Here is a 14,199-nt window from a genome sequence, read left to right on the forward strand (position 1 = left end):
ACCCGATCCCATCCCGAACTCGGAAGTGAAACGCAGCTGCGCCAATGGTAGTGTGGCCTAAGCCATGCAAGAGTAGGTCATCGCCAGGGGCTTTACCCCGAAAGCCCGGTCCCGAAAGGACCGGGCTTTCTCTTTTCCGGCGCGGCCCGTGGGCTTCGCGGGGCCAGCGAAAAAATCCGGCCAAATTCACTGGATTTCACGCTTCCGGCCCTTGAGAAGCAGCCACACGCCCGCGTATAATTTTGGCCCCACGCCCGGGGGCTGTCCTCCAGGCATTCAGGATTCACCCGTGTCCCGATCCCCAGTAGCCGGTCCCCGGCTGGCGCGAAAAACCGTGCTGGCTCAGCTGGTTACGGGGCTGGTTGTGGCAGGCGCCGCCGGACTGCTGTCCGGTCCGAAGGCCGCCGCTGCAGCCGCCCTGGGCGCGGTCGCCATCGTGCTTGGCTCGCTGCTGTTGGCGCGGGCGCTGGTCGGCGGCGGAGTCCAGTCGGCAACCGGTGCCCTCGGGCGGCTGGTGCTGGGGATGGTTGGCAAGTGGGTGCTGGTCGCCGTGGTTTTCACGCTGGCGATAGGCATCTGGAAGCTGCCGGTGCTCGCGCTGATCGCGGGCCTGGTGGCGGCAGTCGTCGCCTCGGTGGTGGCGGCCGCCAGGTCGAATTGAACAATTCCTAGGTTGGACACGATGGCCAGCGAAGCCGAACTCACCCCGACGAGCTACATCCAGCACCACCTCAAGAACCTCACCATCACGGTGGACGACAGCAGTGTCTTCTGGCAGCTGCACCTCGACACCCTGCTGATGGCGGTCTCGCTGGGCGTGCTGATGGTGTTCGCCTTCTGGCTGGCCACCCGCAAGGCCACCTCCGGCGTGCCGGGCAAGTGGCAGGCCTTCGTCGAGATCGTGCTCGAGTTCGTCGACCAGCAGGCGCGCGACGCCTACCCGGGCCGCAGCAAGCTCGTCACCCCGATCGCCATCACCCTGTTCTGCTGGATCCTGATGATGAACTTCATCAAGATGATCCCGGCCGACTTCTTCGCCATCCCGCTGCACGCCCTGGGCGTGGAGTACTGGAAGCCCGTCCCGACCGCCGACGTCAACGCCACGCTCGGCATGTCGATCAGCGTGTTCTTCCTGATGATCTTCTTCGCGCTGCGTGCCAAGGGCCTGGGCGGCTTCGTCCATGAGTTCCTCACCGCGCCGTTCGGCCCGTGGATGTTCCCGTTCAACATCCTGCTCAACATCGTCGAGCTCGTCAGCAAGCCGGTTTCGCTGGCCATGCGCCTGTTCGGCAACATGTACGGCGGCGAGATCGTGTTCCTCCTGATCTGGGTGCTCGGCGGCGTGGGTATCGCCGGCGCCATCGCGGCAGGCGTGTTCGGCCTCGGCTGGATGCTGTTCCACCTGCTCGTGATCCCGCTGCAGGCCTTCATCTTCATGATGCTCTCGATCGTCTACCTGAGCCTCATGGAAGAGCACCACTAAACCGTTCCACCCTTCATTCCTTTCCACCAGTAAATCCGCTCGGAGAATCACCATGGAAGCTCTCGCCCTTCTCGCCCAGGTTCAGGCCTCGACCATCCTGGCCATCGGCATCATGATCGGTCTCGCCGCCCTCGGCGCCGGCCTGGGCCTGGCCATCATGGCCGGCAAGTTCCTCGAGTCGGCCGCCCGCCAGCCGGAGCTGATCCCGGTCCTGCAGGTCCGCATGTTCATCACCGCCGGCCTGATCGACGCCGCGTTCATCATCACCGTCGCCGTCGGCCTGATGTTCGCCTTCGCGAACCCGCTGGTCGGCGAGTTCGTGTCGCGCCTGGGCTGATCGCCCGCCAGGGCCCGGCTGGCAACCGCCAGCCGGGTTGGATCGCACCGGCCCCCTCGGGGGCCGCGCAAGCCACCGGATAGAGCGACGTCATGAACATCAATTTCACCTTGATCGCCCAGGCACTGGCCTTCGCGGGCCTGATCTGGATCATCGCGACCAAGATCTGGCCGCCGCTGCTCGCTGCCATCGAGGAGCGCCAGCAGAAGATCGCCGACGGCCTGGCCGCCGCCGATCGTTCCAAGCGCGACCTGGCCCAGGCCGAAGAGAAGGTCAACGAGGTCCTGCGCGAAGCCCGCGCCAAGGCCAACGAGATCATCGCCCAGGCCGAAGCCCGCCGCGCCCAGATCATCGACCAGGCCAAGGAAGAAGCCGTGGTGGAAGCCAAGCGCATCCGCCTGCAGGCCGACGCCGAGATCGACGCCGCCGCCACCCGTGCCAAGGAAGAGCTGCGCCGCCAGGTCGCCGCCCTCGCCGTGGCCGGTGCCGAGCGCCTGATCCGCAAGGAGATCGACGGCAACGCCCACAAGGCGCTGCTCGACGAGCTCGCCGCCGACATCTGACGCAGGCCACGCCATGAGCCAAGCCATCACCCTCGCCCGCCCGTACGCCCGCGCCGCCTTCCAGCTGGCGCAGTCGCACGGCGCGCTGCCCAAGTGGTCGAACCTGCTCGGCTTCGCCGCGCAGGTCGCCGCGCGCCCGGACGTCCAGGCGCTGGTCGGCCACCCGAAGGTGGAGTCGGCGCAGCTGGCCGCCATCGTGCAGCCGCCCGGCGACGTCGACCCGGCCTTCCAGCGCTTCATCGCGCTGCTGGCCGACAACGGCCGCCTGTCGCTGCTGCCCGAGGTCGCCGGCCTGTATGACCAGCTGCGCGCCGATGCCGAGCGCGTGGTCAAGGCCAAGGTCACCTCGGCCGTGCCGCTGGAGGGCGATGCGCTCGAGCGCATCAAGGCGTCGCTCAAGCGCCGCTTCGGGCGCGAGGTCGAGCTGGCCACCGAGGTCGACCCGGCCCTGATCGGCGGTGCCGTCGTCGACGCCGGCGACCTGGTCATCGATGGATCGATCCGCACCAAGCTGGCGCGCCTCGGGGCGGCGCTGGCGAACTGAATCCGTTTTTCCTTTGAACCAAGCGCCGGCCCCGGCCGGACGACCCAGGGACATACCCATGCAGACGCTCAACCCGTCCGAAATCAGTGAACTGATCAAGGCCCGCATCGAATCGGTCGCCCTGTCGGCCGAGGCCCGCAACGAAGGCACCGTCACCTCCGTGTCCGACGGCATCGTGCGCATCCACGGCCTGGCCGACGTGATGCAGGGCGAGATGATCGAGCTGCCGAACGCGACCTTCGCGCTGGCGCTGAACCTCGAGCGCGACTCGGTCGGCGCCGTGGTGCTGGGTGACTACGAGCACCTGCGCGAAGGCGACGCCGCCAAGACCACCGGCCGCATCCTCGAAGTGCCGGTCGGCCCCGAGCTGCTGGGCCGCGTCGTCAACGCCCTGGGCGAGCCGATCGACGGCAAGGGTGCGCTGAACGCCAAGCTGACCTCGCCGGTCGAGCGCGTGGCCCCGGGCGTCATCTGGCGCCAGTCGGTGGCCCAGCCCGTGCAGACCGGCTACAAGTCGGTCGACAGCATGATCCCGATCGGCCGCGGCCAGCGCGAGCTGGTGATCGGCGACCGCCAGACCGGCAAGACCGCCCTGGCCATCGACGCGATCATCAACCAGAAGGGCTCTGGCATTAAGTGCGTCTACGTCGCCATCGGCCAGAAGAACTCCACCATCGCCAACATCGTGCGCAAGCTCGAAGAGAACGGCGCCATGGCCTACACCACCGTCGTGGCGGCCTCGGCCTCCGAGTCGGCGGCAATGCAGTACATCGCCCCGTACGCCGGTTGCGCCATGGGTGAGTACTTCATGGACCGCGGCCAGGACGCCCTGATCGTGTACGACGACCTGTCCAAGCAGGCCGTCGCCTACCGCCAGATCTCGCTGCTGCTGCGCCGCCCGCCGGGCCGCGAAGCCTACCCGGGCGACGTGTTCTACCTGCACTCGCGCCTGCTCGAGCGCGCGGCCCGCGTCTCGGCCGAGTACGTCGAGAAGTTCACCAACGGCGAAGTGAAGGGCCAGACCGGCTCGCTCACCGCGCTGCCGATCATCGAGACCCAGGCCGGCGACGTGTCCGCGTTCGTGCCGACCAACGTGATCTCGATCACCGACGGCCAGATCTTCCTCGAGACCGACCTGTTCAACGCCGGCATCCGCCCGGCCGTGAACGCCGGCATCTCTGCGGCCCAGACCACCATCATGAAGAAGCTCTCGGGCGGCATCCGCATCTCGCTCGCGCAGTACCGCGAGCTGGCGGCGTTCGCCCAGTTCGCCTCGGACCTCGACGAAGCCACCCGCAAGCAGCTCGAGCGCGGCCAGCGCGTCACCGAGCTGATGAAGCAGAAGCAGTACGCGCCGATGTCGATCGCCCAGATGGCGCTGTCGATCTACGCCGTCAACGAGGGCTACCTCGACGACCTGCCGCTGAACAAGGTCCTGGCCTTCGAAGCCGGCCTGCACGCCCACATGGCCAACACCCAGGGCGCGCTGGAGAAGAAGATCGTCGAGACCGGCGCCTGGGACAAGGACATCGAGGCGGTGTTCAAGCAGCTGATCACCGAGTTCAAGGCGACCGGCAGCTGGTGATCGTTGTTGGCGGGCCTCCCGGCCCGCCCTTCAGCAGCGATCGGGCCTGAAGGCCCTCCAACAGGAAGCTAAGGAAGAAACATGGCAGGCGGCAGGGAAATCAAGACCAAGATCAAGAGCGTGCAGAACACCCGCAAGGTGACGCGCGCGCTCGAGATGGTCTCGGCGTCGAAGATCCGCAAGGCCCAGGACCGCATGAAGGCGTCGCGTCCGTACGCGCGCCTGATGCGCCAGGTCATCGGCCACATCGCCCAGGCCAACACCGAGTACGTGCACCCGTTCATGGCCAAGCGCGAGCAGGTCAAGCGCGTGGGCTACGTCATCGTGTCCACCGACCGCGGCCTCTGCGGCGGCCTGAACTCGCAGATGTTCCGCCGCATCCTGGCCGACATGCGCGGCTGGCAGGAGAAGGGCGCCGAGGTCGACGTGGTGTGCATCGGCCAGAAGGCGTCGGTGTTCTTCCGCCGCCTGAAGGTCAACATGGTCGGTTCGGTCACGCACCTGGGCGAGAAGCCCGAGCTGACCGCGCTGGTGGGCGTCATCAAGGTCATGCTCGACGGCTACGCCGCGGGCAGCCTCGACCGCGTCTTCCTTTGCTACAACGACTTCGTCAACACCATGGTCCAGCGCTACACGCAGGACCAGCTGCTGCCGCTGCCGGCTCCCGAGAAGCTCGAGAGCAAGCACGACTGGGACTACCTGTACGAACCCGACGCGGCCACCGTGCTCGACCAGGTGATGACCCGCTACGTCGAGTCGCTGGTTTACCAGGCCGTGCTCGAGAACCTCGCCTCCGAGCACGCGGCGCGCATGGTGGCCATGAAGGCGGCCTCCGACAACGCGACCAAGCTGATCGGCACGCTGAACCTGATCTACAACAAGGCGCGCCAGGCGGCGATCACCCAGGAAATCTCCGAAATCGTCGGCGGCGCCGCGGCCGTTTAACCAAAGAAACTACGGGCGCGGCACAGGCCGCTCCCAAAAGCATCGCATCCCAGAGGAAACAGCAATGAGCCAGGGCAAGGTTGTTCAGATCATCGGCGCCGTCGTCGACGTCGAGTTCCCGCGCGCCGACGTGCCGAAGGTGTACGACGCGCTGAAGGTCGAAGGCACCGAGATCACCCTCGAGGTGCAGCAGCAGCTGGGCGACGGCGTCGTGCGCACCATCGCGCTCGGCTCGACCGACGGCCTCAAGCGCAACCTGGTCGCCGTCAACACCGGCAAGGCCATCTCCGTGCCGGTCGGCAAGGAAACCCTGGGCCGCATCATGGACGTGCTCGGCCGCCCGATCGACGAGGCCGGCCCGGTCGCCACCAAGGACCAGTGGGAAATCCACCGCGCCGCCCCGTCCTACGAGGACCAGAGCTCGGCCAACGAGCTGCTCGAGACCGGCATCAAGGTCATCGACCTGATGTGCCCGTTCGCCAAGGGCGGCAAGGTCGGCCTGTTCGGCGGCGCCGGCGTGGGCAAGACCGTGAACATGATGGAGCTCATCAACAACATCGCCAAGCAGCACGCGGGCCTGTCGGTGTTCGCCGGCGTGGGCGAGCGTACCCGCGAGGGCAACGACTTCTACCACGAGATGAAGGACTCCAACGTCCTCGACAAGGTGGCGATGGTGTACGGCCAGATGAACGAGCCGCCGGGCAACCGCCTGCGCGTCGCGCTGACGGGCCTGACCATGGCCGAGTACTTCCGCGACGACATCGACCCGGCCACCGGCAAGGGCCGCGACATCCTGTTCTTCGTCGACAACATCTACCGCTACACCCTGGCCGGTACCGAAGTGTCGGCGCTGCTGGGCCGCATGCCGTCGGCCGTGGGTTACCAGCCGACCCTGGCCGAGGAAATGGGCGTGCTGCAGGAGCGCATCACCTCGACCAAGACCGGCTCGATCACCTCGATCCAGGCCGTGTACGTGCCCGCCGACGACCTGACCGACCCGTCGCCCGCCACCACCTTCGCCCACCTCGACGCCACCGTCGTGCTGAGCCGCAACATCGCCTCGCTGGGCATCTACCCGGCCGTCGACCCGCTCGACTCGACCTCGCGCCAGCTCGACCCGAACGTCATCGGCAACGAGCACTACGACACCGCGCGCAAGGTGCAGGCCACGCTCCAGAAGTACAAGGAGCTCAAGGACATCATCGCCATCCTCGGCATGGACGAGCTGAGCGAAGAGGACAAGCAGGTCGTGGCGCGCGCCCGCAAGGCCGAGCGCTTCTTCTCGCAGCCCTTCCACGTGGCCGAAGTGTTCACCGGCTCGCCGGGCAAGTACGTCACGCTCAAGGAGACCATCCGCGGCTTCCGCATGATCGTCGACGGCGAGTGCGACCACCTGCCGGAGCAGGCCTTCTACATGGTCGGCGGCATCGACGAGGCCTTCGAGAAGGCCAAGAAGATGGGTGTTGCTGCCTAAGCAGCCCCTTTAGGAGTTGAGCATGGCATCCACCATCCGTTGCGACATCGTCAGCGCCGAGGAAGAGATCTTCCGCGGCGACGTGCAGATGGTCGTCGCCACCGGCGAGCTGGGCGAGCTGGGCATCGCGCCCAAGCACGCCCCGCTCATCACCCGGCTCAAGCCGGGCCAGGTGCGCGTGATCCTCGCCAATGGCGACGAGCAGTTCTTCTACGTCTCGGGCGGCATCCTCGAGGTGCAGCCGCAGGTGGTGACGGTGCTCACCGACACCGCCATCCGCGCCGCCGACCTCGACGAGGCCCGCGCCAAGGAAGCCAAGGCCGAGGCCGAGCGCATCCTGGCCAACCGCGGCGAGGCGATGGAGATCGCCGAGGCCCAGGCCAAGCTGGCCGAGGCCCTGGCCCAGCTGCAGGCCCTCGAGCGCCTGCGCAAGAACCTCAAGCACTGAAGGCGGCCCCCGCCGCCCGATGCGACAACGCCGGCCCCGTGCCGGCGTTGTCGTTTCCGGGGGCGAAAATCCCGGCTGGCGGCAGCCGCCGGGCGGGCCGATACTAGCCGCCACGGAGGACCCCGATGAGCCAGGCACTGCACGTTGTCATCCTCGCCGCCGGCGAGGGCAAGCGGATGAAGTCGCGCACCCCCAAGGTGCTGCAGCGCATCGCCGGTCGCCCCATGCTGGGCCACGTCATCGCCACCGCGCGCGAGCTGGGCGCCGCCGGCATCCACATCGTCTTTGGCCACGGCGGCGACCAGGTGCGCGCCGCCTTCGCCGGCGAAGCCGACCTCAACTGGGCCGAGCAGGCGCGCCAGCTGGGCACCGGCCACGCCGTGCAGCAGGCCATGCCGGCCGTGCCGGAGAACGCCCGCGTCCTGGTGCTCTACGCCGACGTGCCGCTGATCACCGCCGACACCCTGCGTGCACTGCTCGAGGCCGCGCGCGAGCGGCCCGCCGTGCTCAGCGAGCAGATGGCCGACCCGACCGGCTACGGCCGCATCCTGCTCGACGGCAACGGCAACGTGCAGGCCATCGTCGAGCACAAGGACGCCGACGAGGCGCAGCGCAAGGTGAAGCTGGTGAACACCGGCGTCATCGCCGCGCCCGCCGCCGACCTGCGCCGCTGGCTGGGCCAGCTGCGCAACGACAATGCGCAGGGCGAGTTCTACCTCACCGACATCTTCGCCATGGCCCGCGCCGACGGCCGCGCCGCCGCGCAAACGCCTTGCCGCGTGCCGGGCGAGGCCGAGGGCGCCAATGATCCGGTGCAGCTCGCGCGGCTCGAGCGCGCCTTCCAGCTGCGCGCCGCCGAGGCGCTGATGCGCGCCGGCGTGCGCCTGGCCGATCCTTCGCGTTTCGACCTGCGCGGCAGCGTCGAGGCCGGCACCGACGTGGAGATCGACGCCAACGTCGTGCTCGAGGGCCGCGTGGTGCTGGGCGACGGCGTGCGCATCGGCCCCTTCTGCCGGCTGCGCGATGTCGAGCTCGGCGCCGGCACCGTGGTGCAGGCGCACTGCGACCTCGAGGGCGTGGTCGCCGCGCCGGGCTGCACGATGGGCCCGTTCGCGCGCCTGCGCCCCGGCACCGAGCTGGGCGAGGGCGTGCACGTGGGCAACTTCGTCGAGATCAAGAAGTCGAGCCTGGGCGAGGGCAGCAAGGCCAACCACCTGAGCTACCTCGGCGATGCGCTGGTCGGCAGCCGCGTGAACATCGGCGCCGGCACCATCACCTGCAACTACGACGGCGTGAACAAGTCCACCACCACCATCGGCGACGGTGCCTTCATCGGCTCGAACAGCTCGCTGGTGGCGCCGGTGGAGATCGGCGAAGGCGCCACCATCGGCGCCGGCAGCGTGATCACCAAGGACGCGCCGGCGGACAAGCTCACCGTTGCGCGCGGGCGCCAGGTGACGCTCGACGGCTGGCAGCGCCCGAAGAAGAAGTAAGGCAGGGGACGGAGGTAATTTTCGGGGGGAAGTAGGCGGCGAGAATCGCCGCGAACAACGCCCGGAAATTACCTCCGTCCCCTCACTCCGACACCGGCAGCACCAGCGACACCTGCAGGCCGCCCCCCTCGCGGTTGGCCAGGCCAATGCGCCCGCCGTGCGCCTCGGCGATCTCGCGGGCCAGCGCCAGGCCCAGGCCCGTACCGCTGCGCTTGGTCGAATAGAAGGGCACCAGCGCATTCGCCAGCACCGCCTCGCTCATGCCGGTGCCGCGGTCGAGCACGTCGATGCGCAGCAGGCCCGGGCTGCGCCGCACGCGCAGCACCACTTCCTCCGGCGACGAGCCGGATTCGTGCGCGTTCTTGATCAGGTTCAGCAGCGCCTGCTCGAACTGCGGCACGTCCACCCGCAGCGGCTCCTCCGGCAGCGCGCCGTCGAGGCCGAAGGGAATCTGGCTGCGCAGGCGGTCCACCAGCAGCGACCACGCCGCCGCCTCCAGCCGCGGCGCCGGCAGCTTGGCGAAGCGCGCATAGCCGCGGATGAAACCCTCGAGATGGCGCGCCCGCTCCTCGATCATCCCGAAGATCGATTCGAGCCGCTCGTGCTGGCCGCGCCGCACCAGCTCGGCGCCCGAGTGCGCCAGCGAGGCCACCGGCGCCAGCGAGTTGTTGAGCTCGTGGCTGATGACCCGGATCACTTTCTTCCAGGTCTGCACTTCCTGCCGCCGCAGCTCCGTGGTGAGCTGGCGCAGCAGCACCAGCTCGTGCGGCCGGCCATTGAGCCGGAAGCCGCGGCGGGCGAGGTGGTAGACCTCCTCCTCGTCGCCTTCGCCCACCTGGAACAGGCCGTCGCCACCGCGATCCATCGCCTCCGACAGCGCCGGCGGCGCCGCGGCGACCAGCGCCGCCAGCGACAGGCCCTCGATGCGTCGGCCGTCGTTGAGCAGCCGGCGCGCGGCGAGGTTGGCGTACACCACGTGACCGCCCTCGGCCACCAGCAGCATCGCCACCGGCGTGTTCTGCACCATCGTGTCGAGCAGCAGCTCGCGCTGCACCAGGCCCAGGCGCTGCTCGCGCAGCACGCCGCCGAGCTCGTTGTGCGCCGCCACCAGGTCGCCCAGTTCGTCGCGGTGCGGCCAGCGCAGGCCGAAGCTGAAGTCGCCGTCGCGATAGCTCAGCGCCGTGCCGGCCAGCGCGCGGAACAGCGACAGCGCCGGACGTACCGCGCGCCGCATCAGCCACAGCGACAGCAGCAGGCCGGTGCCGATGCCGACGCAGGCGGCAAGGAAACGGCTGTCGAAGACTTCCGCCAGCCACATCGCCAGGCCCACTGAAACCGCGGCGATGCCTGCGCTGGCCAGGGCCAGGGTGCCGGCGATCGAACGGCGCGCGGGCACGGGGCTCAGGGCCGGGCGATGCCCAGCCGCTCCATGCGCCGGTACAGCGCCTGGCGGCTCAGGCCCAGTTCGGCGGCGGCCTGCGCCACCACGCCGCCGGCGTTGGCGAGCGCGCGCTCGACGCTGGCGCGGTCGATCTCGGGCTCGGGTGCCGACGATGCCGGCTGCACGGCCAGGCCCAGGTCGCCGGCCTGGATCTCGCGGCCGGCGCTGAGCAGGCAGGCGCGCTGGATGGTGTTCTTCAGCTCGCGCACGTGGCCCGGCCAGGCATGGCGCTGCAGCGCGTGCACCGCGCCCTCCGAGAGCGTCTTGCCCGGCGCCAGGAAATGCCGCGCCAGCGGCAGGATGTCGCGCGGGCGCTCGGCCAGCGGCGGGATGCGGATCTCGATCAGGTTGAGGCGGTAGTAGAGGTCTTCGCGGAAGCGGCCTTCGCGGATCATCGCCGGCAGGTCGGCATTGGTGGCGCTGACCACGCGCACCTTCACCTGCTTCTCGCGGTTCGAACCCAGGCGGCTGAAGCGGCCCGTCTCGAGCACGCGCAGCAGCTTCACCTGGCCCTCGAGCGGCAGGTTGCCGATTTCATCCAGGAACAGCGTGCCGCCGTCGGCGGCCTCGAACTTGCCCTCGCGCGCCTTGCCCGCGCCCGTGTAGGCGCCGGCCTCGGCGCCGAAGAGTTCGGCTTCCACCAGTTCGGAGGGCAGGGCGCCGCAGTTGAGCGTCACGAAGGGCCCGTCCTTCACCGAGGAATTGGCCTGCAAGATCTCGGCGATCTTCTCCTTGCCCGAGCCGTTCGGGCCGGTGACCAGCACCGGCACGTCGGCGCGCGCCACCTGCGTGGCCAGGCACAGCACGCGCTCCATCGCCGGGTCGGCCCAGACCAGGCCGCGCAGGTCGAAGCCCTGCTCGAGCTGGCTGCGCTGGCGCTGGTCGCGGCGCGCGCATTCGGCCAGCGCGCGGTTGGCCTGGCCCAGTTCGATCAGGTTGCCCACGGCCGAAAGCAGCTTGCGGTCGTCCCAGGGCTTGGCCAGGTAGTCGGCGGCGCCGGCCTTGACCAGGTCCACGGCCGCCTCGAGGTGCGTCCAGGCCGTGAGCAGGATCACCGGCAGGTCCGGGTGGGCGGCACGGATGGCGCGGAACAGCGCCTCGCCCTCTTCGCCCGAGGTGGTGTCGCCGGTGAAGTTCATGTCCTGGATGACCAGGTCCACCGGCTCGCGCGCCAGCAGGGCCAGGCCCGCCTCCGGCGACTCCGCGCGCAGGGTGCGGTAGTCGTGCAGCGAGAACAGCACTTCGAGCGCGGCGGCCACCGACGGGTTGTCGTCGATGACCAGCAGGGTGGCCTGGGGCGGGGTGGGCATGCGCCTAGCCTACCGTCAGGCCGTGCGGGTGGCGATGGCCGGCGGCACCGCGGCCGCGCGCCAGGCCGGACCCAGCACCGCCAGCAGGCCCAGCACCCACATCGCCACCATGGTCGCGCCCAGGTAGGCCACCGGCAGCCTCGGCAGGCTCAGCTCGGCCACCAGGAAGTTGTTGAGCGCCACGGCCAGGGCGATGCCGGCGGCGATGCCGCCGGTGGTGATCATCAGGTTTTCGACCAGGAAGTAGCGCAGGATGTCGGCCTTGCGCGCGCCGATCGCACGGCGCACGCCGATCTGCTTGCGGCGCTGGTTCACCCACAGGCTGGCCATGCCGACGATGCCCGAGGCGGTGATCAGCAGCAGGAACACGGTGACGGCGATGAGCAGGCCGGCCATCAGGCGCTCGCCGGCGTAACGCTGGTCGCGCGCTTCGGCCAGGGTGCGGCGGCCGAGCAGGACGCGGTCGCTGCTGTTCTCCAGCAGGACCTTCTCGACCTCGGCCATCACCTGCGCGTGGCGGCCGGGCTCGGTGCGCACCGAGTAGCGGGTGAAGGGGTCGAGGTAGCGCATCGGCAGGATGAAGCTGTACTCGGCCTGTTCGCCCAGGTTGCCCCAGGGCGTCTGCAGCTTCTCCACCACGCCGATCACGCGCACCGGGGGGTTGTCTTCACCGCCGACGTAGAGCGGCTTGCCCAGCACCGAGGTTTCGTCGGGCCACAGCTGCCGCGCCATGGCCTGGGTGATGATCGCCACCTCCGGCTGGTTGCGGTCCACGGCCGGGTTGGTCTCGATCACGTCGCCGGGCTCGAAATCACGGCCCTCGACGAGGGTGAGCCCGAAGGTGTCGATGATCGAGTCGGGCGTGAAGTACTGCGCGGCCGAATCGACCGGCGATTCCTGCGCGTCGGGCTCGAGCCGCACGCTGGTGCTCCAGCCGGAGCGGCCCAGCGGCACCTGGTTGGTCCAGGCCGCCGCGACCACGCCGGGCACGGCGCGGATGGCCTCGAGGTCGCGCAGCTGCATGCCGCGCACGTCGGCGATCTGGCGGTGCGGATAGAAGCGGATCTCGGAGACGTTGGCCTCGTCGGCGCCGCTGGGGCGCGAGGCCGTGGCCAGTCGGTCCTGGATGATGTAGAGCGCGTTGCAGACGATGGCCAGGGTCAGGGCCACCTGCGCCGCGATCAGCAGCGGCGCGGTCTTGTTGCGCAGCATGGCCGAAAGGATGGGACGGATTTCCATGGCGGCGGTCCTTATTGGCTCTTGAGCTGGAGGGCGGGCACGACCTGGCAGGCGCGCCAGGTGGGCAGCAGGCCGGCGAGCACCGCCGAGGCCACCGACAGCACGACCGCGACGGTCATCATCGGCAGGTCGAGGTGGGTGAGCTGGGCGATGCCCTGGTTGAAGTCGCGGATGAAGGCCAGCGCGCCGACGGTGAGCGCGATGCCGGTGCCGGCGCCGACCAGGCCGATGACGCCGGCCTCGGTCAGGTACTGGCGGAAGATCTGCCCGCGCGAAGCGCCCAGCGCGCGGCGCACGCCGATCTCGCCGGGACGCGCGCTGAACTTGGCCAGCAGCAGGCCCACCGTGTTCACCAGGCACACCAGCAGGAAGCCGAAGCTCAGCCAGGTCGAGGTGCGGGTGTCGTCGCTGACCACCTCGCGCACGTCCAGCCATTCGCGCACGTCGTAGAGGCGGTTGTTGAGCGGGGACTCGAAGCGGCCCAGGGCCTTCTGCTCGCCCACGTAGGCGTCGAGGAACTCCGAGTACTCGCGGCGCCCGCCGGCGTCGGCCAGCTCCACCCAGTACTGCACCCAGTTGCACTCGCCCTCGACCAGGCCGCGGAAGCCGGGCGCCGGCGGCGTCGAGTTGCAGCTGACGTTGCCGTTGACCTGGAACTCGCCGGCGATGGCCGTGCGCATCGGGATGTAGATGTCCTCGCTGGTGTCGAAGGTCTGGCTGCCGATCAGGCGGTAGAACTTCGGCAGCGGGTTCCAGTCGGCGATCACGCCGATCACCTGGAACTCCTCGTCGCGGGCGCGGATGACCTGGCCCACCGGGTTCACGCCGGGGCCATAGACGCGCTCGGCCAGGCCGCGGGAGATCACCGCCACCCGCGCGCCGCGCTGGTCGTCGGCCTCGGTCCAGGACTGGCCGTGCACGAAGGGCACGTCGAACATGGCGAAGAAATCGCGGCCCACGGCCAGGCCGTCGCTGAAGAAGGGCGGCAGGTCGGGGCGGCCCGAGTCGATCGGCGGGCTGATGCCGTACAGCGGCGTGCCGCGCTCGCCCCGGCCCGAATCCCAGAGCGCCAGCGCGTCGCGCAGCGTGAGCTGGGACGGCGGCTCGGGGTCGGTCGCCGGGCCATTGCCGGCCGGGCGGTTGTCCACCAGCGGCACGAACAGGCGGTCGGACTTCTGCGGGATCGGGTCGCCGGACATGCCGCGCAGGATGGTGAGCGTGGTCATCGAGGCGGCCACGCCCACCGACAGCGTCAGCACCATCAGCGCGGTGAGCACCGGGTTGCGGCGCAGGCTGCGGAAGCCCAGGCCAAGGTAGTAGCGGAACATGGCGGGCTC

General features: G+C 69.4%; 14 protein-coding genes and 1 rRNA gene. 11 read left to right on the forward strand and 4 right to left on the reverse strand.

The genetic code is table 11. From position 1 onward, the window contains the following. The 11 genes from rrf to glmU all read left to right on the forward strand — a co-directional run. Positions 1-89: ribosomal RNA gene (gene rrf, locus ABS41_RS04680) — 5S ribosomal RNA — on the forward strand; the annotation flags it as partial. 200 nt (positions 90-289) lie between these two features. Continuing rightward, on the forward strand, positions 290-661 hold the full coding sequence (locus ABS41_RS04685) for an ATP synthase subunit I (RefSeq protein WP_290591365.1): 372 nt from the start codon (positions 290-292) through the stop codon (positions 659-661). Between the two features lie 21 nt (positions 662-682). Further along, positions 683-1,483: a F0F1 ATP synthase subunit A gene (gene atpB / locus ABS41_RS04690; protein WP_290591367.1), complete on the forward strand. Its 801-nt coding sequence runs from the start codon at positions 683-685 to the stop codon at positions 1,481-1,483. Positions 1,484-1,535: 52 nt separating this feature from the next. Then, entirely contained in the window at positions 1,536-1,820 is a 285-nt protein-coding gene (atpE, locus tag ABS41_RS04695) for a F0F1 ATP synthase subunit C (RefSeq protein WP_106991179.1), read from the forward strand. Positions 1,821-1,912: 92 nt separating this feature from the next. After that, entirely contained in the window at positions 1,913-2,383 is a 471-nt protein-coding gene (locus tag ABS41_RS04700) for a F0F1 ATP synthase subunit B (RefSeq protein ID WP_290591371.1), read from the forward strand. A gap of 13 nt (positions 2,384-2,396) precedes the next feature. Continuing rightward, entirely contained in the window at positions 2,397-2,927 is a 531-nt protein-coding gene (locus ABS41_RS04705) for a F0F1 ATP synthase subunit delta (protein WP_290591374.1), read from the forward strand. A gap of 58 nt (positions 2,928-2,985) precedes the next feature. Continuing rightward, positions 2,986-4,512, forward strand: coding sequence for a F0F1 ATP synthase subunit alpha (gene atpA / locus ABS41_RS04710; RefSeq protein ID WP_290591376.1), 1,527 nt, complete (start codon positions 2,986-2,988; stop codon positions 4,510-4,512). Between the two features lie 81 nt (positions 4,513-4,593). Further along, positions 4,594-5,457: a F0F1 ATP synthase subunit gamma gene (gene atpG / locus ABS41_RS04715; protein WP_290591378.1), complete on the forward strand. Its 864-nt coding sequence runs from the start codon at positions 4,594-4,596 to the stop codon at positions 5,455-5,457. Between the two features lie 64 nt (positions 5,458-5,521). Next, entirely contained in the window at positions 5,522-6,931 is a 1,410-nt protein-coding gene (gene atpD, locus ABS41_RS04720) for a F0F1 ATP synthase subunit beta (protein WP_290591380.1), read from the forward strand. A 22-nt stretch (positions 6,932-6,953) separates the two neighbouring features. Further along, on the forward strand, positions 6,954-7,379 hold the full coding sequence (locus ABS41_RS04725) for a F0F1 ATP synthase subunit epsilon (RefSeq protein WP_290591382.1): 426 nt from the start codon (positions 6,954-6,956) through the stop codon (positions 7,377-7,379). A gap of 125 nt (positions 7,380-7,504) precedes the next feature. Beyond that, positions 7,505-8,872, forward strand: coding sequence for a bifunctional UDP-N-acetylglucosamine diphosphorylase/glucosamine-1-phosphate N-acetyltransferase GlmU (glmU, locus tag ABS41_RS04730; protein WP_290591385.1), 1,368 nt, complete (start codon positions 7,505-7,507; stop codon positions 8,870-8,872). 82 nt (positions 8,873-8,954) lie between these two features. Here the strand turns inward: glmU and ABS41_RS04735 are convergent, their stop codons facing one another. The 4 genes from ABS41_RS04735 to ABS41_RS04750 are packed head-to-tail and all read right to left on the reverse strand — an operon-like array spanning position 8,955 to position 14,190. Continuing rightward, the gene (locus ABS41_RS04735) at positions 8,955-10,268 is read right to left on the reverse strand and encodes an ATP-binding protein (RefSeq protein ID WP_290591388.1); all 1,314 of its coding nucleotides are present in this window, start codon (positions 10,266-10,268) and stop codon (positions 8,955-8,957) included. Positions 10,269-10,273: 5 nt separating this feature from the next. Beyond that, positions 10,274-11,623, reverse strand: a complete 1,350-nt coding sequence (locus ABS41_RS04740; protein ID WP_290591391.1) for a sigma-54 dependent transcriptional regulator — start codon at positions 11,621-11,623, stop codon at positions 10,274-10,276. A 15-nt stretch (positions 11,624-11,638) separates the two neighbouring features. Next, positions 11,639-12,862 carry an FtsX-like permease family protein gene (locus ABS41_RS04745; protein WP_290591393.1) on the reverse strand — a complete coding sequence of 408 codons (1,224 nt, stop codon included), beginning with the start codon at positions 12,860-12,862 and terminating at the stop codon, positions 11,639-11,641. An 11-nt stretch (positions 12,863-12,873) separates the two neighbouring features. After that, the gene (locus tag ABS41_RS04750; RefSeq protein WP_290591395.1) at positions 12,874-14,190 is read right to left on the reverse strand and encodes an ABC transporter permease; all 1,317 of its coding nucleotides are present in this window, start codon (positions 14,188-14,190) and stop codon (positions 12,874-12,876) included. Positions 14,191-14,199 lie beyond the last annotated feature (9 nt).

It is taken from the genome of Arenimonas sp. SCN 70-307 (genome assembly GCF_001724815.1).
Lineage (GTDB): Bacteria > Pseudomonadota > Gammaproteobacteria > Xanthomonadales > Xanthomonadaceae > Arenimonas.

Coding starts and splice junctions, on each gene's coding strand:
- ABS41_RS04705 (WP_290591374.1), top strand. CDS start 2,397: ATGAGCCAAGCCATCACCCTCGCCCGCCCGTACGCCCGCGCCGCCTTC.
- ABS41_RS04745 (WP_290591393.1), bottom strand. CDS start 12,862: ATGGAAATCCGTCCCATCCTTTCGGCCATGCTGCGCAACAAGACCGCG.
- atpG (WP_290591378.1), top strand. CDS start 4,594: ATGGCAGGCGGCAGGGAAATCAAGACCAAGATCAAGAGCGTGCAGAAC.
- atpE (WP_106991179.1), top strand. CDS start 1,536: ATGGAAGCTCTCGCCCTTCTCGCCCAGGTTCAGGCCTCGACCATCCTG.
- ABS41_RS04725 (WP_290591382.1), top strand. CDS start 6,954: ATGGCATCCACCATCCGTTGCGACATCGTCAGCGCCGAGGAAGAGATC.
- atpD (WP_290591380.1), top strand. CDS start 5,522: ATGAGCCAGGGCAAGGTTGTTCAGATCATCGGCGCCGTCGTCGACGTC.
- ABS41_RS04750 (WP_290591395.1), bottom strand. CDS start 14,190: ATGTTCCGCTACTACCTTGGCCTGGGCTTCCGCAGCCTGCGCCGCAAC.
- atpA (WP_290591376.1), top strand. CDS start 2,986: ATGCAGACGCTCAACCCGTCCGAAATCAGTGAACTGATCAAGGCCCGC.
- ABS41_RS04700 (WP_290591371.1), top strand. CDS start 1,913: ATGAACATCAATTTCACCTTGATCGCCCAGGCACTGGCCTTCGCGGGC.
- ABS41_RS04740 (WP_290591391.1), bottom strand. CDS start 11,623: ATGCCCACCCCGCCCCAGGCCACCCTGCTGGTCATCGACGACAACCCG.
- atpB (WP_290591367.1), top strand. CDS start 683: ATGGCCAGCGAAGCCGAACTCACCCCGACGAGCTACATCCAGCACCAC.
- glmU (WP_290591385.1), top strand. CDS start 7,505: ATGAGCCAGGCACTGCACGTTGTCATCCTCGCCGCCGGCGAGGGCAAG.